The organism is Dietzia sp. KRD202, assembly GCF_017168155.1.
GTDB classification, from domain to species: Bacteria; Actinomycetota; Actinomycetes; order Mycobacteriales; family Mycobacteriaceae; genus Dietzia; species Dietzia kunjamensis.
In genome coordinates this window covers 21,312-41,313 of record NZ_JABFAN010000007.1, presented here as the reverse complement: position 1 = coordinate 41,313, position 20,002 = coordinate 21,312, and the positions used below count along the sequence as shown (strand labels likewise).

18 protein-coding genes are annotated in these 20,002 nt (G+C 70.9%); 15 read left to right on the top strand and 3 right to left on the bottom strand.

The window, feature by feature from the left end:
* The first annotated feature begins 99 nt into the window (after positions 1–99).
* From J1M64_RS05085 to hisG, 4 genes are read left to right on the top strand one after another with little or no spacing between them, the layout of a single operon-like run.
* The gene (locus J1M64_RS05085) at positions 100–2,001 is read left to right on the top strand and encodes a heavy metal translocating P-type ATPase (RefSeq protein WP_240341285.1); all 1,902 of its coding nucleotides are present in this window, start codon (positions 100–102) and stop codon (positions 1,999–2,001) included.
* A gap of 3 nt (positions 2,002–2,004) precedes the next feature.
* Positions 2,005–2,721 (top strand): HAD family phosphatase, encoded by a 717-nt coding sequence (locus J1M64_RS05080; RefSeq protein ID WP_069390066.1) that lies wholly within the window; start codon positions 2,005–2,007, stop codon positions 2,719–2,721.
* Complete coding sequence (locus J1M64_RS05075) at positions 2,718–2,981, top strand: phosphoribosyl-ATP diphosphatase (RefSeq protein ID WP_067714437.1); 264 nt, start codon at positions 2,718–2,720, stop codon at positions 2,979–2,981. The genes J1M64_RS05080 and J1M64_RS05075 overlap by 4 nt, the downstream gene beginning before the upstream one ends.
* A 49-nt stretch (positions 2,982–3,030) precedes the next feature.
* Entirely contained in the window at positions 3,031–3,882 is an 852-nt protein-coding gene (gene hisG, locus J1M64_RS05070; RefSeq protein WP_067714440.1) for an ATP phosphoribosyltransferase, read from the top strand.
* Between the two features lie 101 nt (positions 3,883–3,983).
* Here the strand turns inward: hisG and J1M64_RS05065 are convergent, their stop codons facing one another.
* Entirely contained in the window at positions 3,984–4,751 is a 768-nt protein-coding gene (locus J1M64_RS05065) for a thioesterase family protein (RefSeq protein WP_163375766.1), read from the bottom strand.
* Positions 4,751–5,662 carry a RecB family exonuclease gene (locus J1M64_RS05060; protein ID WP_163375765.1) on the bottom strand — a complete coding sequence of 304 codons (912 nt, stop codon included), beginning with the start codon at positions 5,660–5,662 and terminating at the stop codon, positions 4,751–4,753. Before J1M64_RS05060 ends, J1M64_RS05065 begins: the two co-directional genes overlap by 1 nt.
* Positions 5,663–5,720: 58 nt before the next feature.
* Between J1M64_RS05060 and J1M64_RS05055 the strand changes: the two genes are divergently transcribed.
* The 10 genes from J1M64_RS05055 to J1M64_RS05010 all read left to right on the top strand — a co-directional run bounded on the left by J1M64_RS05055 (position 5,721) and on the right by J1M64_RS05010 (position 17,725).
* Positions 5,721–6,560, top strand: a complete 840-nt coding sequence (locus J1M64_RS05055; protein ID WP_069390069.1) for a tRNA (adenine-N1)-methyltransferase — start codon at positions 5,721–5,723, stop codon at positions 6,558–6,560.
* A gap of 97 nt (positions 6,561–6,657) precedes the next feature.
* Entirely contained in the window at positions 6,658–8,358 is a 1,701-nt protein-coding gene (arc, locus tag J1M64_RS05050) for a proteasome ATPase (protein ID WP_163375764.1), read from the top strand.
* Positions 8,355–9,872, top strand: coding sequence for a depupylase/deamidase Dop (dop, locus tag J1M64_RS05045; RefSeq protein ID WP_163375763.1), 1,518 nt, complete (start codon positions 8,355–8,357; stop codon positions 9,870–9,872). Before arc ends, dop begins: the two co-directional genes overlap by 4 nt.
* Before the next feature lie 54 nt (positions 9,873–9,926).
* Positions 9,927–10,103: a ubiquitin-like protein Pup gene (locus J1M64_RS05040; RefSeq protein WP_096905488.1), complete on the top strand. Its 177-nt coding sequence runs from the start codon at positions 9,927–9,929 to the stop codon at positions 10,101–10,103.
* 6 nt (positions 10,104–10,109) lie between these two features.
* Complete coding sequence (gene pafA, locus J1M64_RS05035) at positions 10,110–11,516, top strand: Pup--protein ligase (RefSeq protein WP_119191679.1); 1,407 nt, start codon at positions 10,110–10,112, stop codon at positions 11,514–11,516.
* A gap of 11 nt (positions 11,517–11,527) precedes the next feature.
* Positions 11,528–12,496 carry a YafY family protein gene (locus J1M64_RS05030; RefSeq protein WP_132063312.1) on the top strand — a complete coding sequence of 323 codons (969 nt, stop codon included), beginning with the start codon at positions 11,528–11,530 and terminating at the stop codon, positions 12,494–12,496.
* Positions 12,493–13,461 carry a YafY family protein gene (locus J1M64_RS05025; protein ID WP_119191678.1) on the top strand — a complete coding sequence of 323 codons (969 nt, stop codon included), beginning with the start codon at positions 12,493–12,495 and terminating at the stop codon, positions 13,459–13,461. Before J1M64_RS05030 ends, J1M64_RS05025 begins: the two co-directional genes overlap by 4 nt.
* Positions 13,462–13,569: 108 nt before the next feature.
* A complete protein-coding gene (gene tatA, locus J1M64_RS05020) occupies positions 13,570–14,007 on the top strand; it encodes a Sec-independent protein translocase subunit TatA (protein ID WP_119191677.1) in 438 nt (145 codons plus the stop codon).
* A gap of 12 nt (positions 14,008–14,019) precedes the next feature.
* Complete coding sequence (gene tatC / locus J1M64_RS05015; RefSeq protein ID WP_163375762.1) at positions 14,020–15,081, top strand: twin-arginine translocase subunit TatC; 1,062 nt, start codon at positions 14,020–14,022, stop codon at positions 15,079–15,081.
* The gene (locus J1M64_RS05010; protein ID WP_096905491.1) at positions 15,065–17,725 is read left to right on the top strand and encodes an RNA helicase; all 2,661 of its coding nucleotides are present in this window, start codon (positions 15,065–15,067) and stop codon (positions 17,723–17,725) included. Before tatC ends, J1M64_RS05010 begins: the two co-directional genes overlap by 17 nt.
* Before the next feature lie 51 nt (positions 17,726–17,776).
* Here J1M64_RS05010 and J1M64_RS05005 read toward each other — a convergent pair whose 3' ends face one another.
* The gene (locus J1M64_RS05005) at positions 17,777–18,706 is read right to left on the bottom strand and encodes a 5'-3' exonuclease H3TH domain-containing protein (RefSeq protein WP_082923805.1); all 930 of its coding nucleotides are present in this window, start codon (positions 18,704–18,706) and stop codon (positions 17,777–17,779) included.
* A 93-nt stretch (positions 18,707–18,799) separates the two neighbouring features.
* Here J1M64_RS05005 and J1M64_RS05000 point away from each other — a divergent pair, with 93 nt between their 5' ends.
* Positions 18,800–19,906 carry a Xaa-Pro peptidase family protein gene (locus J1M64_RS05000; protein ID WP_069389235.1) on the top strand — a complete coding sequence of 369 codons (1,107 nt, stop codon included), beginning with the start codon at positions 18,800–18,802 and terminating at the stop codon, positions 19,904–19,906.
* The last annotated feature ends 96 nt before the right edge of the window (positions 19,907–20,002 follow it).

Sequence of the window (20,002 nt, the reverse complement as noted above, 5' to 3'; positions counted from 1 at the left end):
TCTGGCGGTGAATCCACCAGCCCCGCGTCGGCATCGACGCGGGGCCGGGCGGACGGGCCACTCCGCACCTTCGTCGGCTCTCGCCAGGGGGTACTCGCGATGGCCACCGTCCTGGCCATCGCGATCCACCTCGTGTCGCGCGCGGTCACCGGTCCCGGCGTCTCCACGACGGTCGAGTGGTCGATCCGGGCGCCCCTGGTCGCGGTGGTCGTGGTCGGCGGGGTCCCACTCATCCTCGAGGTACTGCGCTCGGCGGTGAGGAGCGCGGGTGGGGCGGACATGCTCGCCGCCATCTCGATCATCACGGCGGTCGCTCTCGACGAGTGGCTGGTCGCCGCGATCGTCGTCCTCATGCTGTCCGGCGGCGAGGCGCTCGAGGCCGCGGCGTCGCGGAGGGCATCGGCCACCCTCGACGCCCTCGCGCGGCGCAGTCCCACGATCGCGCATCGACTCCGCGGGGACTCTACGGCCGCGGGCGTGGACGACATCCGCGCCGAGGAGGTCCGCGTGGATGACCTCCTCCTCGTCCTGCCTCATGAACTGTGCCCCGTCGACGGCGAGGTCGTGGGTGGCGACGGCGCCATGGACGAGTCGTTCCTGACCGGCGAACCGTACGTCGTGCCGAAGTCACCCGGCTCCCAGGTGCTCTCCGGGGCCGTCAACGGCGAGGTGGCGTTGACCGTCCGGGCCGAACGCCGGGCGGCAGACTCCCGGTACGCGCAGATCGTCGGCGTCCTGCGGGAGGCGGAGGAACACCGGCCCCCGATGCGTCGCCTGGCCGACCGTCTCGGCGCCTGGTACACGCTGGTCGCACTTGCCCTCGGCGTCCTCGGCTGGGTCATCTCGGGCGACCCGACCCGCTTCCTCGCCGTGGTGGTCGTCGCGACCCCGTGTCCACTGCTCATCGGCGTACCGGTCGCCATCATCGGCGCCATCTCGCTGTCCGCCAAGCGTGGGATCATCATCCGGAACCCGGCAATGCTCGAGAACGTCAGCCGGATCGAGACGATGATGTTCGACAAGACGGGCACACTGACCTACGGTCGCCCCGTCCTGACCGAGATCATTCCTCGACCGGGCACCGATCCGGATGGCGTGCTGGCGACCGCAGCAGCGGTCGAGGTCTACTCCCGTCATCCTCTTGCCCGAGCTGTCGTCGACGCCGCCACCGAACGAGGTCTCGCCATACCACCACTCAGCTCGGTCGCCGAGAAACCCGGCGCCGGACTGGTCGGTGAGGTGGGCGGCCACAGCCTTCGCCTGACCAACCGTCGTGGACTCGCCGCGGTCGACCCCGACGCCGTCGACCTCCTCCCGGGGACGGAGGCCGGTCTGGAATCGATCGTCCTCCTGGACGACCGGTACGCCGCCACCCTCCGGTTCCGGGACGAACCGCGGGCGACCGCAGGCGACTTCATCGCACATCTGCCGCGCTCGCACGGCGTCAAGCACATGATGATCATCTCGGGTGACCGCGAGACCGAGGTCCGCCGGTTGGCGGACCGGGTGGGCATCAGTGAGGTGCACGGCGGGGTCGGCCCCGAGGGCAAACTCGCGATCGTCCGCGAACGCACTGCCGCGGGGCCGACGCTGTTCCTCGGGGACGGCATCAACGACGCCCCGGCGATGACGGCCGCGACCGCAGGAGTCGCGTTCGGTGCCACCTCCGACGTGACGTCCGAGGCCGCCGACGCCGTGGTGCTGGATTCCTCACTGGAGCGCCTCGACGACCTGCTCCATATCGGAGCGCGTATGCGTCGGATCGCCCTGCAGTCAGCGGTGGGCGGGATGGCCGCCTCCGTGATCGGGATGCTCCTCGCCGTCTTCGGGTTGCTGAGCCCTCTCGCGGGGGCGATCGCGCAGGAGGTCATCGATGTGCTGGCGATCCTCAACTCGGCGCGCGTCGTGATGGCGCCACGGAAGCTCAGCGACTTCGATGCGATCCCGTCGCCATCGGCGCCTCGGGTCACCCCCGGTTCACCTGACTCGGGTAGACAGTAGTCCGTGACCAGCAATTCCTCCGACCGTGTTCCGTCCGCCGTCTGTCTCGACATGGACGGCACCCTCGTCGACACCGAGCGACTGTGGGACATCGCCGTGTACGAGCTCGCCGAGCACCTGGGGCGCCCCCTCGACGAGACGACGCGCGAGAGGACGCTGGGCAACTCCCTCCACGGGTTCTTCGAGATCCTCGGCGAGTACACGGGTCGCCGGATCGTGGGCGAGGAGTTCGACCGCCTCGCCCACCGCTTGAACTCCCGGGTCACCGAGTTGATGCGAACTGATATGAGGTGGCGGCCGGGCGCCGAGGATCTCCTCGCCGATATCGCGTCGACGAGGACTCCGGTCGCGTTGGTCACCAACACCACCGCCGATGTCGCGGTGGTGCCCCTCGAGTTCATCGACCGCTCCCGCTTCGACGTGGTGGTCACCGGGTGCATGGTCACCGAGGCCAAGCCCGCCCCGGACCCGTATCTCCTCGCGTGTGCCCGGCTCGGGGTGGAGCCCGGCTCGGCGGTGGCGGTGGAGGATTCCGTCACCGGCGCGACCGCGGCGGTCGCCGCCGGATGCCGGGTGCTGTACATCCCGTCGACCGACGGCCAGCCCGGCGTCGTCGGGGCCCACACCCACGACACCCTGGAGGGCATCGACACCGCGGCGCTCCACGGGCTCACCTCCGGCACACCCGTGGGTGCGGCTATGGGACAATCGAGCGTGTGAAGACCTTCGACTCGCTGTTCACCGAGCTGTCCGAGCGCATTACCGCGCGCCCCGAGGGGTCCGGCACCGTCGCCGCGTTCGACAAGGGTGTGCATCATCTGGGCAAGAAGGTCGTCGAAGAAGCCGGAGAGGTGTGGATCGCCGCCGAGTACCAGTCCGACGAGGAACTGGCGGAGGAGATCTCGCAGCTCCTGTACTGGACCCAGGTCATGATGCTCAGGCGCGGACTCGGCCTCGAGGACGTCTACCGACATCTCTAGACCCCGCCCCGCGTCCACCCTCACGCTCACAGATCCCGGAGCCCCCGTCATGCTGCGCGTCGCACTGCCCAACAAGGGCGCCCTGTCCGAGTCCGCCTCCGAGATGCTCGCCGAGGCGGGGTACCGTCGTCGGCACGAGGGGAGCAAAGACCTCACGCTGATCGACCCGGACAACGACGTCGAGTTCTTCTTCCTCCGTCCCAAGGACATCGCCGTCTATGTGGGCTCCGGCCGCCTCGAGATGGGCATCACCGGCCGGGATCTGGCCGCGGATTCCATGGCCGAGGTCGATGAGCTCCTCGATCTGGGCTTCGGCCACTCCACCTTCCGCTACGCCGGTCCCGCCGGGGCGGGATGGTCCACCGACCGGCTCGCCGGCGCGCGGATCGCGACCTCGTACCCCAATATCGTGCGTCGGGACCTCCAGCAGCGGGGGGTCGAGGCAGAGGTCATCCGCCTCGACGGCGCCGTGGAGATCTCGATCCAACTGGGAGTGGCCGACTGCATCGCCGACGTCGTGGGGTCCGGACGGACGCTCAAGGTCCACGGCCTGGAGGCGTTCGGCGACATCCTGTGCGACTCCTCGGGCGTGCTGATCTCCCGGGCGGACGCCGAGGTGTCCGCGGCGATGGCACAGCTCAGGGCGCGCCTGCAGGGCGTGGTGTTCGCCCAGCAGTACATGATGCTCGACTACAACTGCCCCAAGGATCTGCTCGACGAGGTCTCGGCGATCACGCCGGGCATCGAGTCGCCCACGGTCTCGCCGATGGCGGACCCGGCGTGGATCGCCGTCCGGTCGATGGTGCCGCGCAAGCGGGTCAATTCGATCATGGACGAGCTCGCCGCGTCCGGCGCGAAGTCGGTCATCGCGACCGACATCCGCTCCTGCCGGATGGGCTGACAACCAGAAGATCCGCTACCCTCCCTTCGAATCCGCTACCCGAACAGGGGTAGCGGATCCGCAGTCGGAGTAGCGGATCCTCGGGCTGGGACCGCGCCCGATCAGACCCGCTCGACCAGCAACGCCTGCAGGGTGTGGCCGATCGCGCCGACCTCGTCGAAGAGCGTTCCGGTGGTCGCGCCCACCCCGTCGGGACCGATCGAGGCCCGCGCTGTCACCCCGATCCACTGCCCGACGGGCCGGCGGTGCAGGTGCGTGACCACGTCGGTGTTGAGGAATCGCCACTCGTGGGGCTCGAGGACCGCTCCGACACCGTTGGCGATGTCCGCCACGCACATCACGTGCTCGGCGGGGGTCGTCTCCTCACCTGCCACCAGCGGCAGGGTGGGCCGCGCCCACACGGTGCCGTCCTCGGCACCCCGGATCTCGAGCGAGTCGATGTAGCCGCTGGTCCAGCGGTTGAAGAAGTCACTGTTGTGATCAGCTCCCGGCAACTCGCGGGGCTGATCCAGCGTCTGCTCGACCTCCGCGGTGTCGCTGACGAGCATCCGCCACGCGCTCGCCCGGGCGACGATCCGTCCCCGCGCCTCGAGCTCGGACTCGACCAGCTGGATCCGCCGGCCCGGTCGGGTCACGCGCGCCCGCGTCCGCAACTCGCCCAGCGGGACCGGACCCAGCAGGTCGACCGCCACCCGCGCGATCCGCGTCTCCTCGGACGGGTCCAGCCGATCCATGGCCCGGGTGAGGATGGCAGAAGGCGGGGCCCCGTGCTGCAGGTCGGGGCCCCAGGCGCTCACGGTGTGCGGCGTTGCTCGGAAGACCTCCCAGCCGTCGTCGGTACCCAGCGGCTCGAAGTAGGCCTCCGTCATCACGTTCTCCTCGGTTCTCCCTGACCTGACAGCAGAGTGTCCGTCCCGGCTGGTACCACCCGCGTCCCGGGCCACCCCGGGTACTCCGGCGGGGTACCGCCGTACGCCGGACACAGGGCCTGATGATTGCACCAGTCGCACAGGCGGGACGTACGGGGGCGGAAGTCCCCGCTCTCCCCGGCCCGCTCGATCTCCGACCAGAGCGAGTCGAGGGACGCCTCGGTCTCACCGAGGGATGCATGATCCGGGGTGAGGGTGAGCCAGCTGCCGTTCTTGAGGTAGATGAGTTTGAGCTGCGCGGGGAGCACCCCGTGGACGCGGTGGTACATCAGGGCGTAGAAGCGCATCTGGAACATCGCCTGGTGCTGGTACCGCGGGTTCGGGGGTTTGCCGGTCTTGTAGTCGACGACCCTGACCTCGCCGGTCGGCGCCACGTCGACCCGGTCGAGGTAGCCGTGGAGCGGGGTCCCCGACTGAGTGGCCGTGAGCAGGTACTGCTCGCACGAGGCGGGGGAGAAGCGCTGCGGGTCCTCGACGCCGTAGAGGGCCGAGACCAGGCCCGCGACCTCGGCCTCGAACCCGGGGCGTTCGGCCACAGGTACCACGTCGGCGCCGTCCTCCGCCGCGTAGAAGTTCTCGACGGCGGCGGGGACGAGGTCCGCGGCGCGCTGCGGCGCCCGATCGGACTGCTCGAGGCCGTAGAGCTCCTCGAGCACCGAGTGGACGACGGTGCCCGTCACCTGGGCGCGTGTCTTGGGCTCCGGGATCCGGTCGATGGTGCGCAGGCGGTACAGCAGCGGGCACTGCCGGAAGTCCGCCGCGCGCGAGGCGGACAGGGCGAGGGGTTTGCGTTCCGGCAGGGGTACGTCGACCGCTGCCGGGATGCCGCCGATTTCCAGGGGATCCGTCACACCTGGCAGGGTAGACAACCGGTCGGACAACCGGCCCGTATGTCCCCCTGGAGGTCCCGTGCAGCGATCCGGTCCGTTCGTCGTGGGCGACCGCGTCCAACTCACCGACACCAAGGGGCGCAAGTACACGGTCGTCCTCGTCGAGGGCGCCGAGTTCTTCACCCACCACGGGGCCGTCCGCCATGACGACCTGATCGGTGCGCCGGAGGGGTCGATCGTCACCTCGACCAAGGACTCCCACTACCTCGCGCTCCGGCCGCTCCTCACCGACTACGTGCTGTCCATGCCGCGCGGCGCCCAGGTGATCTACCCCAAGGACGCCGCGCAGATCGTGCACGAGGGTGACGTGTTCCCCGGCGCCCGCGTCCTGGAGGCCGGTGCCGGTTCCGGCGCGCTGACCTGCTCGCTGCTCCGGGCCGTGGGCCCCGAGGGGCGGGTGTTCTCCTACGAGATCCGTGAGGACCACGCCGAGCACGCCGAGCGCAACGTCCGTACGTTCTACGGCGAGCACCCCGAGAACTGGGACCTGCGCGTCGCGGACCTGGCCGAGACCTCCGTGGAGGCGCTGGGGGGCCAGGTCGACCGCGTGGTGCTGGACATGCTCGCGCCCTGGGAGTGCCTGCCCACGGTGAGCGACGTGTTGGTGCCCGGCGGGGTGCTGGTCGCCTACGTGGCCACCACGACCCAGCTGTCGGACGTCGTGGAGGCCCTGCGGCGTCAGCAGTGCTGGACCGAGCCCCGGGCGTGGGAGTCGATCAACCGCGGCTGGCACGTGGTCGGCCTGGCCGTGCGTCCGGAGCACCGCATGCAGGGCCACACGGCGTTCCTCGTGACCGCCCGCCGGCTCGCCGAGGGCGTGACCACCCTCAAGCCCAAGCGGCGCAGCGGAAAGGGCTGACCGGCGGACTCGCAGGGACCTGCGCCCGCGTCCGCCGATAGGGTGGAGGGGACGACGACGAGGTGACTCGTCGACGACCAGGAGGGCAGGTGATCGCGTGACCGAGGGACGATCCCCGGCCGGCGACGGGCAGGACCGGGTCGCCATCGACCGGGCCGAGCTCGCACGGCTGCGCAAGGCCGTGGACGAGGGGGCCCGTTCGGACCGCGAGAAGACGATCAAGATCGACGCCCTCGGCGCCCGCAACGTCCGGCTCGCGGACCTGCTCAAGGACTCGCGCGACCAGCTCGAGGCGCTCAAGAGTGAGGTCGAACGACTCGGCACCCCGCCCAGCACCTACGGCGTGGTCCTGGCCCGACCCTCCGGCCCGGACACCGTGGAGGTCATGGCCGCGGGTAGGCGGATGCGCCTCGCGATCGCCCCGGGGGTGGACCCTGCCGAACTCACCGCCGGTACGACGGTGCGTCTCAACGAGGCCTTGACCGTGCTCGAGGTCTCCGGAGAGCTGCCCGTCACGGGCGTCACCGCCATGTTCCGTGACGTACTCGCCGACGGCGTCCGCGCCCGCGTCGTGATGGGCAACGACGAGGAGCACATCGTCGTGCTGGCCGCCGCGCTGCGGGGCGGTCGGACCGCCGAGCACCCCGCCCCGGTCCGTCCGGGCGACGCGGTGCTGGTCGACCCCAAGGCGGGCGTGGCGTATGAGGTCGTGCCCAAGGCCGAGGTCGACGAGCTCCTGCTCGAGGAGATCCCGATGGTGGAGTACTCCGACATCGGTGGACTCGGACCGCAGATCGAGCAGATCCGCGACGCCATCGAGCTGCCCTTCATCCACCACGACCTCTACCGCGAGTTCCACCTGGCCCCACCCAAGGGCGTCCTGCTCTACGGGCCCCCCGGCTGCGGCAAGACCCTCATCGCCAAGGCCGTCGCGCACTCATTGGCCCGCGCGTCGGCGGTCTCCCGGGGCGACGACGTCTCCGACGGTCGCTATCCCAACTCGTACTTCCTGTCCATCAAGGGCCCGGAACTGCTCAACAAGTACGTCGGCGAGACCGAGCGGCACATCCGCTCCATCTTCGAGCGGGCGCGTGAGAAGGCGACCGAGGGCAACCCGGTCATCGTGTTCTTCGACGAGATGGACTCGATCTTCCGCACCCGCGGTTCCGGTGTCTCCTCGGACATGGAGACCACGATCGTGCCCCAGCTACTCGCGGAGATCGACGGCGTGGAGGACCTGCGCAACGTCATCGTGATCGGCGCCTCCAACCGCGAGGACATGATCGACCCGGCCATCCTGCGCCCCGGCCGGCTCGACCTGAAGATCCGCATCGACCGGCCCGACCGCGACGCCGCGACCGATATCCTGGCGAAATACATCACCCCCGACCTGCGCTTCGACCCGGAGGAGGTCGGGGACGCGGACGAGCAGACGCACGTGGCGGACCTCATCGACCGGATCGTCGACAGGCTCTACACGCGCGACGCGTCCACCACGTACGTGCACCTGGTGTACGCCTCGGGCCGCCGATCCTCCCTGTACCTGGCCGACCTCACCTCCGGGGCGATGCTGCGCAACATCGTGGACCGGGCCAAGAAGCTGGCGATCAAGGACATCGTCCACGGCACCGGGCAGGGCCTGACCACAGACGACTTCCTCGACGCTGTCGACGCCGAGTTCGCCGAGAGCGCGGACCTGCCCAACACCTCCAACCCGCAGGAATGGGCGCGGCTGACCGGTGTCCGCGGTGAGCGCGTCGTCGACGTCTCCATCCCCAACAAGGGCGTGGACCAGTGACCCCTCCCGTTCGGAACGCGTCGGGTGAGGTCGGGCGAGGCCGGATCATCGGCACCGAGATCGAGTTCGGCATCGTCGCGGTCGGGCAGCCCCTGCTCAGCTCGGTGGTCACCTCCACCCAGGTGATCAAGGCCTACACCGACCCCGGGGAGTCCGCCGGCGGCGCCGACGAGACCCGCTGGGACTACGAGTCGGAATCGCCCCTGCGCGACGCCCGCGGTTTCGACCTGGGAGCCGTGCGCGCCTACGACCCCGGCGAGTTCGGGGTGACCAACCGGGTGCTGACCAACGGCGCGCGCTTCTACGTCGACCACGCGCACCCCGAGTACTCCGCGCCGGAGGTCGACTCCCCGCGCGACGCGGTGATCTGGGACAAGGCCGGCGAGCTCGTCATGCACCGCGCCGGGGTCGAGTCCTCGGCGACCGAGGGCAACGCCGAACTCAAGCTGTACAAGAACAACGTCGACGGTAAGGGCGCCTCGTACGGCGCGCACGAAAACTACCTCGTCCGCCGCGACGTCGACTTCGACGCCCTGACCCTGAGCCTGGCACCGCACCTGCTGTCCCGGCAGGTGTTCTGCGGCGCCGGACGCGTGGGGATCGGGCAGTCCGGCGAGACGGCCGGCTTCCAGCTCTCCCAGCGCGCCGACTACATCGAGGTGCTCACCGGGCTCGAGACGACCCTGCGTCGCGGGATCATCAACACCCGCGACGAGCCGCACGCGTCCGACGAGACGTGGCGCCGACTGCACGTGATCATCGGCGACGCGAACATGTCCGAACTGGCGACGTACCTCAAGATCGGCACCACGTGCCTGGTCCTGGACGCCATCGAGGAGGGCGTCGACTTCTCCGATCTCCTGCCCGTCGACCCCGTGGAGGCGGTGCACGTCATCAGTCACGACACGTCGCTGACCGCCACGGTGCCGCTGCCCGACGGCCGCGCACTGACCGGGATCGGTCTCCAACGCGAGATCCTGGACCGGGTCGCCGACCTCGTCGGCGACGGACCCGGCCGACCGGACTGGGCCACCGAGGTCCTCGCCGAATGGCGGGAGATCCTCGAGGCCCTCGAGCAGAATCCCATGTCGTGCGCCGACCGCCTGGACTGGCCCGCCAAGCTGCGTCTGCTAGAGGGATTCCGCGCCCGCGACGCGCTGGACTGGGACCACGCGCGGCTCGCGCTCATCGACTTCCAGTACCACGACATCGATCCGGAACGCGGCCTCTACACCCGTCTAGTGGCGAAGGGCGCGATGCGCCGACTGACCACCCCAGACGAGGTCGAGGCCGCCGTCACGACCCCGCCCGCCCGGACGCGGGCCTGGGCCAGGGGACGCTTCCTCGCGGAACTCGGAGACAGCATCCACTCCGCCGGATGGGACCTCGTCGTCGTCGTCGACTCACGCGGCCACCAGCGCCACGTCGACCTCACCGACCCGTACACCGGGACCCGGGAGTACTGCGAGGCGCACCCGGACTTCCTCACCACCGACGGACCGTCACCGTGGTGACCGCACCGACACGCACCTCCGACCACCGAACCTCCCACCGTTAAGGAGAAGTCCATGTCCCGGATCCAGAAGAACGCCGGCGGCCCCGCCGACGGTGACGACGAGGCCGGCCAGGTCGCCAAGGCCGCCGACACCACCTCCGCCGACTCGCTGCTCGACGAGATCGACGACATCCTCGAGACCAACGCCGAGGAGTTCGTGAAGTCCTACGTCCAGAAGGGCGGGCAGTAGACCGCCATGATCCGTCGCATCGTCGGGATCGAGACGGAGTTCGGGATCACCAGCGTCGGCGGTGACGGCGCGCGGTCCCTCGGCGCCGACGAGATCGCCCGCTACTTCTTCCGGCCCGTCGTGCAGCGGTGGCGCAGCTCCAACGTCTTCCTGGAGAACGGCTCCCGCCTCTACCTCGACGTGGGCTCCCACCCCGAGTACGCGACCGCCGAATGCGACGGCCTGCGCCAGCTCGTCGCGCACGACAGGGCGGGGGAGCGGATCGTCGACGACCTCGCCCTGCAGGCCGAGCAGGCACTCGCCGCCGAGGGGATCGACGTCAACGTCTATCTGTTCAAGAACAACACCGACTCGGTGGGCAACTCCTACGGGTGCCACGAGAACTACCTGCTCGACCGGGCCACCCAGGTCCGCAGCATCGCCACCACACTGTTGCCGTTCCTCGTGAGCCGGCAGCTCCTCTGCGGCGCCGGCAAGATCCTGCCCGGCACCCCGGCGGGCGTGGGACTCGGCGAGACGGAGGAACCGACGTTCTGCTTCTCCCAGCGCGCCGAACACATGTGGGACGGCGTCTCGTCCGCCACCACCCGGTCGCGACCGCTCATCAACACCCGAGACGAGCCGCACGCCGACTCGACCCGGTTCCGGCGCATGCACGTGATCGTGGGCGACTCCAACATGATCGAGACCACCACGCTGCTCAAGATCGCCAGCACCCGGCTCGTGCTGGAGATGCTCGAGGCGGGCGTCGAGCTGCGCCCGATGGCGGTGGCGCACCCGGTTCGGGCCATCCGGGAGATCAGCCGCGACCTCACCGGCACGCGGCCCGTCGCGATGACCGACGGCACCACCATGACGGCGCTGGAGATCCAGCGGGAGTTCCTCGCCGGGGTCCACCGCTACCTCGACAGCGGCGGCTGGGAGCGCGACGATCGCCCCGACATCGAGCGGTGCGTGGCCCTGTGGGAGCGGGTGCTCGACGCCGTCGAGTCCGGGGACCACGAGTCGATCGCCGCCGACATCGACTGGGCCGCCAAACTGCGGCTCATCCGGCAGGTCCAGGACAAGACCGGCGTCGACCTCGACCACCCGAGGCTGTCCCAGATCGACCTGACCTACCACGACGTGCGGCCCGGACGCGGGCTCCACTCGGTCCTCGAACGCCGCGGGCTCGTCTCCCGCGTCGTGGACGACGCCGAGGTGGAGCGGGCCCGCACCGTCGCCCCCGAGACCACCCGCGCCGCGCTGCGTGGCAGGTTCATCACGGCCGCCCGGGACGCCGAGCGCGACTTCACCGTGGACTGGGTCCACCTCAAGGTCTCCGACGGCACCCTGCCCACCGTCGCGCTGACGGACCCGTTCGCCCACGAGGACCCGCGTGTCGACGAACTCGTCGCCGCGCTCGGACGATAGCGTCTCCAGGCGTGCCCACCTCGAAGTCCCAACGTCTGGTCAACCTCGTGATCTGTCTGAGGTCGACCAACGCGTTCCTGTCGGCGGGGGAGATCCGCAGGATGGTCCAGGGGTACGACGACGCCGAGAACGACGCCGCCTACCTGCGGATGTTCGAACGGGACAAGCGGGAGCTACGCGACGCCGGGGTCCCGCTCGAACAGGGCGCCTCGCTGGCCCCCGGATCGCCGGCCGGGTACCGCATCCCCGCCCACGGGTACGAGCTGCCCGACATCACCCTCACGCCCCAGCAGGCCGGCGTGCTCGCCGTCGCGGCCGAGGTGTGGCGCGAGGGGGAGCGGGCCGCGCGCGCCGACGGGGCGCTGGCCAAACTCACCGCCGCGGGGATCGAGCCCGCGCACGACGCCGGCGCGACCGTGTCCGTAACCGACCCCGCCGAGCTCGCGACCGCCGCCCTGGTCGCCGAGGCGATCGCCGAGGGATCCACGGTCACCTTCTCGCACACCCCCGCGGGCGCCGCCGAACCCACCTCCCGGCGGGTCGAGCCCTGGTGGACCGGATCCCGCCACGGCCACTGGTACCTCGTCGGTCACGATCTCGACCGAGGCGAACCCCGGACGTTCCGGCTCGTCCGCATCTCCGACGTCCGGCTCGGGCGCGCCGCCCGGACCGTCCCCGTCCCGCCGACCGAGCAGGTCCTCGCGTTGCTGGACGGCGCCGTCTCCCGGCTCAACCCCCTGGTGGAGGCCACGGTCTGGGCCGCCGACGGCAGAGCCGCCGAGCTGCGCGCCATGGCCCGGTCCCAGAGCCCCGCCCGGCGATTCGGCAGGGACGGGGTCGACCTCGAGGTCGCCGCGCCGCTCGGTGAACTGTCCGCGCTCGTGGCCGCCCAGGGTGCCGACGCCGTGGCCCTGCGCCCGGCCGAGCTCCGCGTCCGGGTCGTGACGATCCTCACCGCCGCCGAGGAGGCCGCCCGATGAGCGCCCGCGCCGTCCCGCTGGCCACGTTGCTCAGCGTGGTCCCGTACTTCCACACCCGGGGCGCCGTCCCCGTGGCCGACGCGGCCCGCGACCTCGGGTTGACCGAGAAGCAACTCCGGGCCGCCCTGTGGCAACTGTGGTCCTGCGGTCTGCCCGGGTACGGCCCCGGTGACCTGATCGACCTCGCCTTCTCCTCCGAGGACCTCGACGACGCCGATCTCGTGGAGGTGACCTTCACCGCCGGGATCGACCGCCCGGTCCGCCTGACCGCCGCGGAGGCGGTCACGCTCGAGACCGGGCTGGCGGTGTTCCTCGACCAGCCGGAGGTGATCGACCAGGGCGCGCTGCGCGACCTGCTGTCGACGCTCCGGACCGCCACCGGCGCCGACGTGCACGCCGGGGGGCTCGACGCCCGACGCGAGACGGCCGACTCGGACGCGGACGTCGTGCGCACGGCCGTCCACGACGGTCGGGCGCTGCGCTTCGTCTACCACTCGGCCAGCTCCGACACCTCCACCACCCGGGTCGTGGACCCCGCACGCCTGTCCGTCGCCGACGGCCATTCCTACGTCCACGGGGTGGACCGTGAGTCGGGTCAGTGGCGGACGTTCCGCACCGACCGGATGAGCGGGGTCGAGGAGGTGGGGCCGCGCCGCGCGCTGGGACCCCGACCCCAGGACGACGGCGAGGGCGACGTCCGACTGGAGTCCGCCCGTGTCCCCGCCGCCGCGGCCTGGTTCCTCGACGAGTTCCGGTTCCACAGCGTGGTCCGCCGCCCGGACGGCGACCTGGAGGTGGAGATCGCCTACCACGACCGGGCCTGGCTCCTGCGCTTCCTGCTCGGTCATGCGGACGTCGTGCGGGCCGCCGATCCCGAACTGTCCGCCGAGGTGGCGGGCCGCGCCGTCGAGGGGCTGGAGGCGTACTCGGCGGAGCCGGGGAAGACCTCCGTGACGGAATCGTGAATTCTCGGTAAATAACCAGGTAGCAGCCGGTTTCGGGGAGCGCTCGAGTGACGCCGCCCGGTGTGGGTGCGCTAGCATGGGCACGTTGTCAGACAAACGGAGGTTGACATGGGTGCGTTGAGCATCTGGCACTGGCTCATCGTCCTCGCGGTGGTGCTCCTGCTGTTCGGTTCGAAGAAGCTCCCGGACGCCGCCCGCGGCCTCGGACGGTCGATGCGCATCTTCAAGTCCGAGATCAAGGAGATGCAGAACGACGACAAGCCGGTCGAGGACCCCGCGCCGCAGGCTCTCACCCAGGCGCAGCCGAACGCCGCCCAGTACGCGCAGCCGCAGGCACAGCAGTCCGCCCAGCCCCAGCCGCAGCAGTACCAGCCGCAGCAGTACCAGCCGCAGGCACCCCAGCAGTACCAGCCGCAGGGGCAGCCGAATGCCCAGGGGCAGGGTTACCCGCAGGCACCCCAGCAGCCGTACCAGCCACAGGGGCAGCAGCAGTACACCGACCCCACCGCCCCATACCACGGCGGTCAGGGTCAGCAGGGGCAGTAGGCCGACCCCTCCATGACGCAGACCGACACCGCGGACACCGGCGCCACCCGCAAGGGTGGCGCCGGTCGCCTGCTGACCAGACGCCGCCGCAGGCCCCGCAACCCGGACGGCACCATGCCGTTGATCGAGCACATCTACGAGCTCCGCAACCGCGTGCTCATCGCGATGGCGGCGATCATCGTGACGTTGGGCTTCGGATTCTGGTGGTACGGCAGCGGCTTCTTCGGCATCCCGTCGTTGGGCGGGATCCTCACCGGCCCCTACTGCGACATCCCCCCGGGGGCGCGCCTACAGCTCGGTGACGACGGCGACGAGTGTCGCCTGCTCGCCACCGGACCGTTCGAGCAGTTCATGCTCCGGCTCAAGGTGTCCGCCACCGCCGGCATCGTGTTGGCCAGCCCGGTCTGGCTGTACCAGCTGTGGGCGTTCATCACGCCCGGCCTGCACAAGAACGAGAAGCGCTACGGGGTCGTCTTCACCATCCTGGCCGCGGTGCTGTTCATCGGCGGCGCGGTGCTCGCCTACGTCGTGATCGTCCACGCGTTGGAGTTCCTGCTCTCGATCGGCGACAACGTCCAGACCACCGCGTTGTCCGGCACGCAGTACTTCACGTTCCTCATCCAGCTCATCCTCATCTTCGGCGTGAGCTTCGAGATCCCGCTCCTGATCGCGATGCTCAACGTCGCCGGGGTCGTGAGCTACGAGGTTCTCGCCAAGTCGCGCCGCGGGATCATCATGGGCATCTTCGTCTTCGCGGCCGTGGCCTCGCCCGGCCAGGACCCGTTCTCGATGCTCGCCCTCGCACTGGCGGTGACCATCCTCGTCGAGGGCGCGATCCAGTTCGCCCGCCTGCATGACAAGCGCAAGAACAAGTCCCGCGCCGACTGGCTCGAGGTCGACGACGAATCCGCCTCGCCCCTCGGCCCCGCCGACGACCTCGGCGGATCCGGCCCACTCGAGCGGCCCGCCCCTCTGACCACCCCGGCCCCGGACACCGGCACCCGAACGCCCGGCGACACCCGACCGCTCCAGGCCCCGGCCGGTGGCGGTTCACTCTATGACGACATCACCTGACCGTCCCCGGACCGATCACCTGCTCGAGGACTTCCTCACCGGGGAGGGGTTCTCGCCTGACCCCTTCCAACTGGAGGCGTTCTCCGCCCTCGACGCGGGACGCAACCTGCTCGTCTCGGCGCCCACCGGGTCCGGCAAGACCCTCGTCGGCGAATACGCGGCTCACCGGGCGCTCGCCGGGGGAGGGCGCTGCTTCTACACCACCCCGATCAAGGCGCTGAGCAACCAGAAGTTCCGGCAGTTCCGCACGCGCTTCGGCCCCGAGAACGTGGGGCTGCTCACCGGCGACCACTCGATCGACGCGGACGCGCCCATCGTGGTGATGACCACCGAGGTCCTGCGGAACATGATCTACAGCGGCTCGTCGGCGCTCCACGACCTGGACTGCGTGGTGATGGACGAGATCCACTACCTCGGGGACCGCTCGAGGGGCGTCGTGTGGGAGGAGATCATCCTCACGCTCGATCCGGCCGTCCGCCTGGTCGGGCTGTCCGCCACCCTGAGCAACACCGACGAGCTGGGCGACTGGATCACCGAGATCCGTGGCGACACCGCGGTGGTGCTGTCCGAGCACCGTCCCGTGCCGCTGGCCCACATGCTCTACACCGATGGGGACCTGATCCCCATCCGGGCCGCTGCCGACCAGCGCAGACGGTCCCGGAGCGGCTACCACGAGGAGCGGGTCACGGCCCGGCCCCGAGCGCAGTGGGCCAGACGCCAGGACGTCATCGAGAAGCTCGACGACGAGCGACTCCTGCCGGCCATCTACTTCGTGTTCTCCCGGGCGGGGTGCGACGGCGCGGTCGCTCAGATGCGTCGCGCCCGCCTCCGGCTCACCACCGGGGAGGAGGCCCGGCGTATTGCCTCACACGTGGACGCCGCCTGCGCCGAGGTCCCACAACACGACCTCGACGCCCTCGATTTCACCTCGTTCCGCGCCGGGCTGGTCAACGGGCTCGCCGCCCATCACGCCGGGATGCTCCCGCTCTTCCGCACCATCGTGGAGGAGCTGTTCTCCGCAGGGCTGATCAAGGTCGTGTTCGCGACCGAGACCCTGGCGCTGGGCATCCACATGCCGGCTCGCGCGGTGGTGCTGGAGAAGACGACCAAGTTCAACGGCGACACCCACGCGATGCTCACCTCCGCGGAGTACTCACAGATCACGGGCCGGGCCGGCAGACGGGGCATCGACACCAAGGGCACGGCAGTCGTGCTCGACCAGCCGGACCTCGACCTGGACGCCCTGTCCGCGCTCGTCGACACCCCGCGGTTCCCATTGCACAGTGCCTTCGCTCCCGACTATTCGATGGCGGTCAACCTCGTCGAGCAGCTCGGCGTCGAGGAGGCCACCATCCTGATCGGCCGGTCGTTCGCCCAGTTCCAGACCGACCGCACCCTGGTGTCCCGGTCCCGCGCCATCGAGCGCCGGTCCGATGAGCGCGACCGCATGCGGGCGTCGCTCGAGGAGGCCGGGGGAGACGAGGACCTCGACGAGTACATGGGGTTGCGCGCCGAGCTCAGCCGTCTCGAACGCAAGGCCGAGAAGTCGAACCGGGACGACCGGCTGGCGTCCGTGCGCGCGGCCATGCTCAAGCAGACCGCCGGCTCCGTGATCACCGTGGGCCGCAAACGATTCGGCATGGTGGCGACCGTGCTGCAGGTCCGGACCGACATCCAGTCCGACCCCGCGCTGCTCTGTCTCACCGACACCGGGTGGACCGGCTGGTTACGCCAGAACGACTTCGCCTCGCCCCCGATCCCCGTGGGTCGGGTCGACCTGCCCAAGGGCCGCCGCAAGCTCGACGGGCGCGCCAAGCGGGCTCTGGTCCAGCGGATGGAGCACCTGCGGGGCAAGGCGAAGGGTCGGATGAAGAACGCCGGCGGTAAGCCGGTCCGCAAGGACCCGCGGATCGCCGCGGCGCGCCGGGCACTCCGGCAGCACCCGCTGCACGAGGACCCCCGGATGGACAAGCTCGCCCGCCTCCACGAGCGCTGGGCCCACGCCGACGCCGACGTGGCCGCGCTCACCGCCGAGGTCGACGCCGACGCCGATTCGCTGGCCCGCCGCTTCCGCCGCATCGTCGACCTGCTCCGGCACCTCGGTTATCTCGAGAAGGTGGACGGCGTACTCCGTGCCACCGACGCCGGGCGGCTCCTGGCCGGGGTACACACCGAGCAGGACCTGTTCGTCGCTGAATGTCTGCGGCGGGGAGTGTGGCGCGGGCTCGATGCCGCCGGCCTCGCGGCGGTCGTCACCACGGTCGTGGCCCACCCGCGGACGGACTCCGCGGTCCGCGAACCCTCCGACGACACCCTGCGCGCCGCCCTCGCCGAGACGGAGCGGGTGGCCGGTGACGTCGCCGAGATCGAACGCGCGCACCGCCTGCCCACCACCCCGGACCTGGACGCCGGCCTCGCGCCCGTGATGCACCACTGGGTCTCCGGCGGGGCGCTGGCCTCGATCCTCGCCGCCTCGTGGCAGGAGGGCGTCGAACTCACCGCCGGCGACTTCGTCCGCTCCGCCCGCCTCGTGGTGGACGTCCTCGCCCAGGTCGGTCAGGTCGCCGAACCGGAGCTCGCCCGCACCGCCCGGTCCGCCGTGGGGTCACTGCGCCGCGGTGTGGTGCTCGACCACATGGCCTGAGCCGACGCGGACGAGCGGCGACGGGAACGGGGCGACGGGCGCCTGCCCGGCTCAGACCGCGTCGAGCCCCTCGGTCGCCTCGACGAGCCGGCCGATCGCGCGGGCCTGCCCGGTCGATTCGCCCAGCGCCTCGAGGCGGTCGGAATCCACGGCGCCACGGCGTCCGTCGACGTCGCCCTCGAACCGTACGTCGAACGCCCGGCCGCCCAGGCGGACGACCCCGCGCGCGGCGGAGAGGTAGTCGGCCCCCTCGGTGATCGCCGTGCGCTGGCGGGCGGTGAGCGCCGACCCCGGATCGCCGGCGGCGGCGACGATGCCGTCGAGGTCGCCGTATTCGCGCAGCAGGGCCGCGGCGGTCTTCGCACCGACCCCCGCCACGCCGGGCAACCCGTCCGACGCGTCGCCGACCAGCACCGCGTAGTCCGCGTACACGCGGGCGTCGTCACCAGCGGGCAGATCGAAGCGCTCCGCCACGACCTCCGGGGTGTACGCCAGACGCTTCTTCATCCCCGCTCCCACGTACACCACGGTGGTGCTCGCCGATGCCAGCTGGAACAGGTCGCGGTCGCCCGTCACGACCAGCACCTCGCGATCCCGGGCGGCCAGCGCGGCCAGCACGTCGTCGGCCTCCGCGTCCTCCGCCCACGCCTGGGCGATGCCCGCCGCCCCGAGGATTCCGCGGATCGACTCGACCTGCGGGCCCAGTGACGCGGGGGCGTCCTCCTCGCCGTCGTCACCCACGCGGTGCGCCTTGTACGAGGGCAACAACTCCACCCGCCAGTCCGGACGCCACGCGCGGTCGAGGCCGGCCACCAGGCCGGTCGGGGAGTACTCGTCCACGAGCACGGCCACCATGTCGCAGAAGCCGCGCACGGCGTTGGCGGGGGAGCCGTCCGGGCCGGTGATCTTCTCGGGCACGGAGTGGAACGCGCGGAACCACAAGCCGGCGCTGTCGAGAACCATGAGCGGGCCCTGGGACACCGCGCCTCCTTGATGTCGTCGGGTCGGGAGCGAGTACCTGCCGTCAGGCTAGTCGGCTCCGGCCCACTGCGGCCCCGGCCTACTGTGGAGGACATGAACAGCCCCACTACGCAGATCCACTCGCACCGTCTGGCAGCCGTCCGCGATCGCGCGCGGGACCTCGGGATCGACCACGTGGTGGTGTATTCCGGCGAGGACATGTCCTACCTCACCGGTGAGCGCATGGACTCGCACGAGCGGCTCACCGCGCTGGTCGTGCCCGTGGACGGGGCAGAGCCACTGCTGGTGCTGCCGTCGCTCGAACTCACCGACGTCACCCGGCGAGCCGCCGACCGCGTGGGCGCGAGGATCCACCCGTGGGCGGACGGGACCGACGCCATCGCGCTCGTCACCGGGTCGGTCGCCGGGCGGGTGGCGGTGTCCACCGCCCTGCCGGCGTTGCACCTGGTGCCGCTCCAGGACGGGGTCGACGGCGAGGTGGTCCTCGCCTCGGAGGTGATCGACCACGTGCGGGCCGTGAAGACCGCGCACGAGGTGGGCGAGCTCGCCGAGGCCGCCCGTCGCATCGATGCAGTGCATGCCCGGATGGGGGAGTTCCTGCAGGTGGGCCGGACCGAGGCGGAGGTGGGCGAGCTCATCACCGCCGCCATCGAGGCCGAGGGGCTCACGCGCGCCGAGTTCGTGATCGTCGGCTCGGGCCCGAACGGCGCCGACCCGCACCACGGGGTGTCCGACCGGGTGGTCGAGACCGGCGACATCGTGGTGGTGGACATCGGCGGGCCGCTGCCCAGCGGCTATCACTCCGACTGCACCCGGACCTACTCGATGGGCCAGCCCTCCGCCGAGGTCGCCAAGACGTACGCGGTGCTGGAGGAGGCGCAGCGCCTGGCACGCGAGTCCGTCCGACCGGGGATCGCGATCGGCGAGGTCGATGCCGCCGCACGCGAGCACCTCGCCGCGGCCGGGCTCGGGGAGTTGTTCATCCACCGCACCGGGCACGGGATCGGCCTGGGACTGCACGAGCCGCCGTTCGTCGCACCCGGAGCCGATACCGTGCTGGAGGAAGGGATGACCTTCTCGGTCGAGCCCGGCGTCTACACGACCGGGTCGTGGGGCGCGCGGCTCGAGGACATCGTGGCCGTCACCGCCGATGGCCGCCGCGACCTCAACGACGGCGAGCGCGGCCTGCGCGTCCTCTAGAGTCGGCGGACGCCAGCCCCCCTGCACGCGTCCGCCACAGCCGCCCCCGGGCATGTCGTCCGGCCTGCGCCTCGGCTCACGCGAGACGCCATGGCG

Coding starts and splice junctions, on each gene's coding strand:
- J1M64_RS05085 (WP_240341285.1), top strand. CDS start 100: ATGGCCACCGTCCTGGCCATCGCGATCCACCTCGTGTCGCGCGCGGTC.
- hisG (WP_067714440.1), top strand. CDS start 3,031: ATGCTGCGCGTCGCACTGCCCAACAAGGGCGCCCTGTCCGAGTCCGCC.
- J1M64_RS05065 (WP_163375766.1), bottom strand. CDS start 4,751: ATGACGGAGGCCTACTTCGAGCCGCTGGGTACCGACGACGGCTGGGAG.
- J1M64_RS05040 (WP_096905488.1), top strand. CDS start 9,927: ATGTCCCGGATCCAGAAGAACGCCGGCGGCCCCGCCGACGGTGACGAC.
- pafA (WP_119191679.1), top strand. CDS start 10,110: ATGATCCGTCGCATCGTCGGGATCGAGACGGAGTTCGGGATCACCAGC.
- J1M64_RS05025 (WP_119191678.1), top strand. CDS start 12,493: ATGAGCGCCCGCGCCGTCCCGCTGGCCACGTTGCTCAGCGTGGTCCCG.
- tatA (WP_119191677.1), top strand. CDS start 13,570: ATGGGTGCGTTGAGCATCTGGCACTGGCTCATCGTCCTCGCGGTGGTG.
- tatC (WP_163375762.1), top strand. CDS start 14,020: ATGACGCAGACCGACACCGCGGACACCGGCGCCACCCGCAAGGGTGGC.
- J1M64_RS05010 (WP_096905491.1), top strand. CDS start 15,065: ATGACGACATCACCTGACCGTCCCCGGACCGATCACCTGCTCGAGGAC.
- J1M64_RS05000 (WP_069389235.1), top strand. CDS start 18,800: ATGAACAGCCCCACTACGCAGATCCACTCGCACCGTCTGGCAGCCGTC.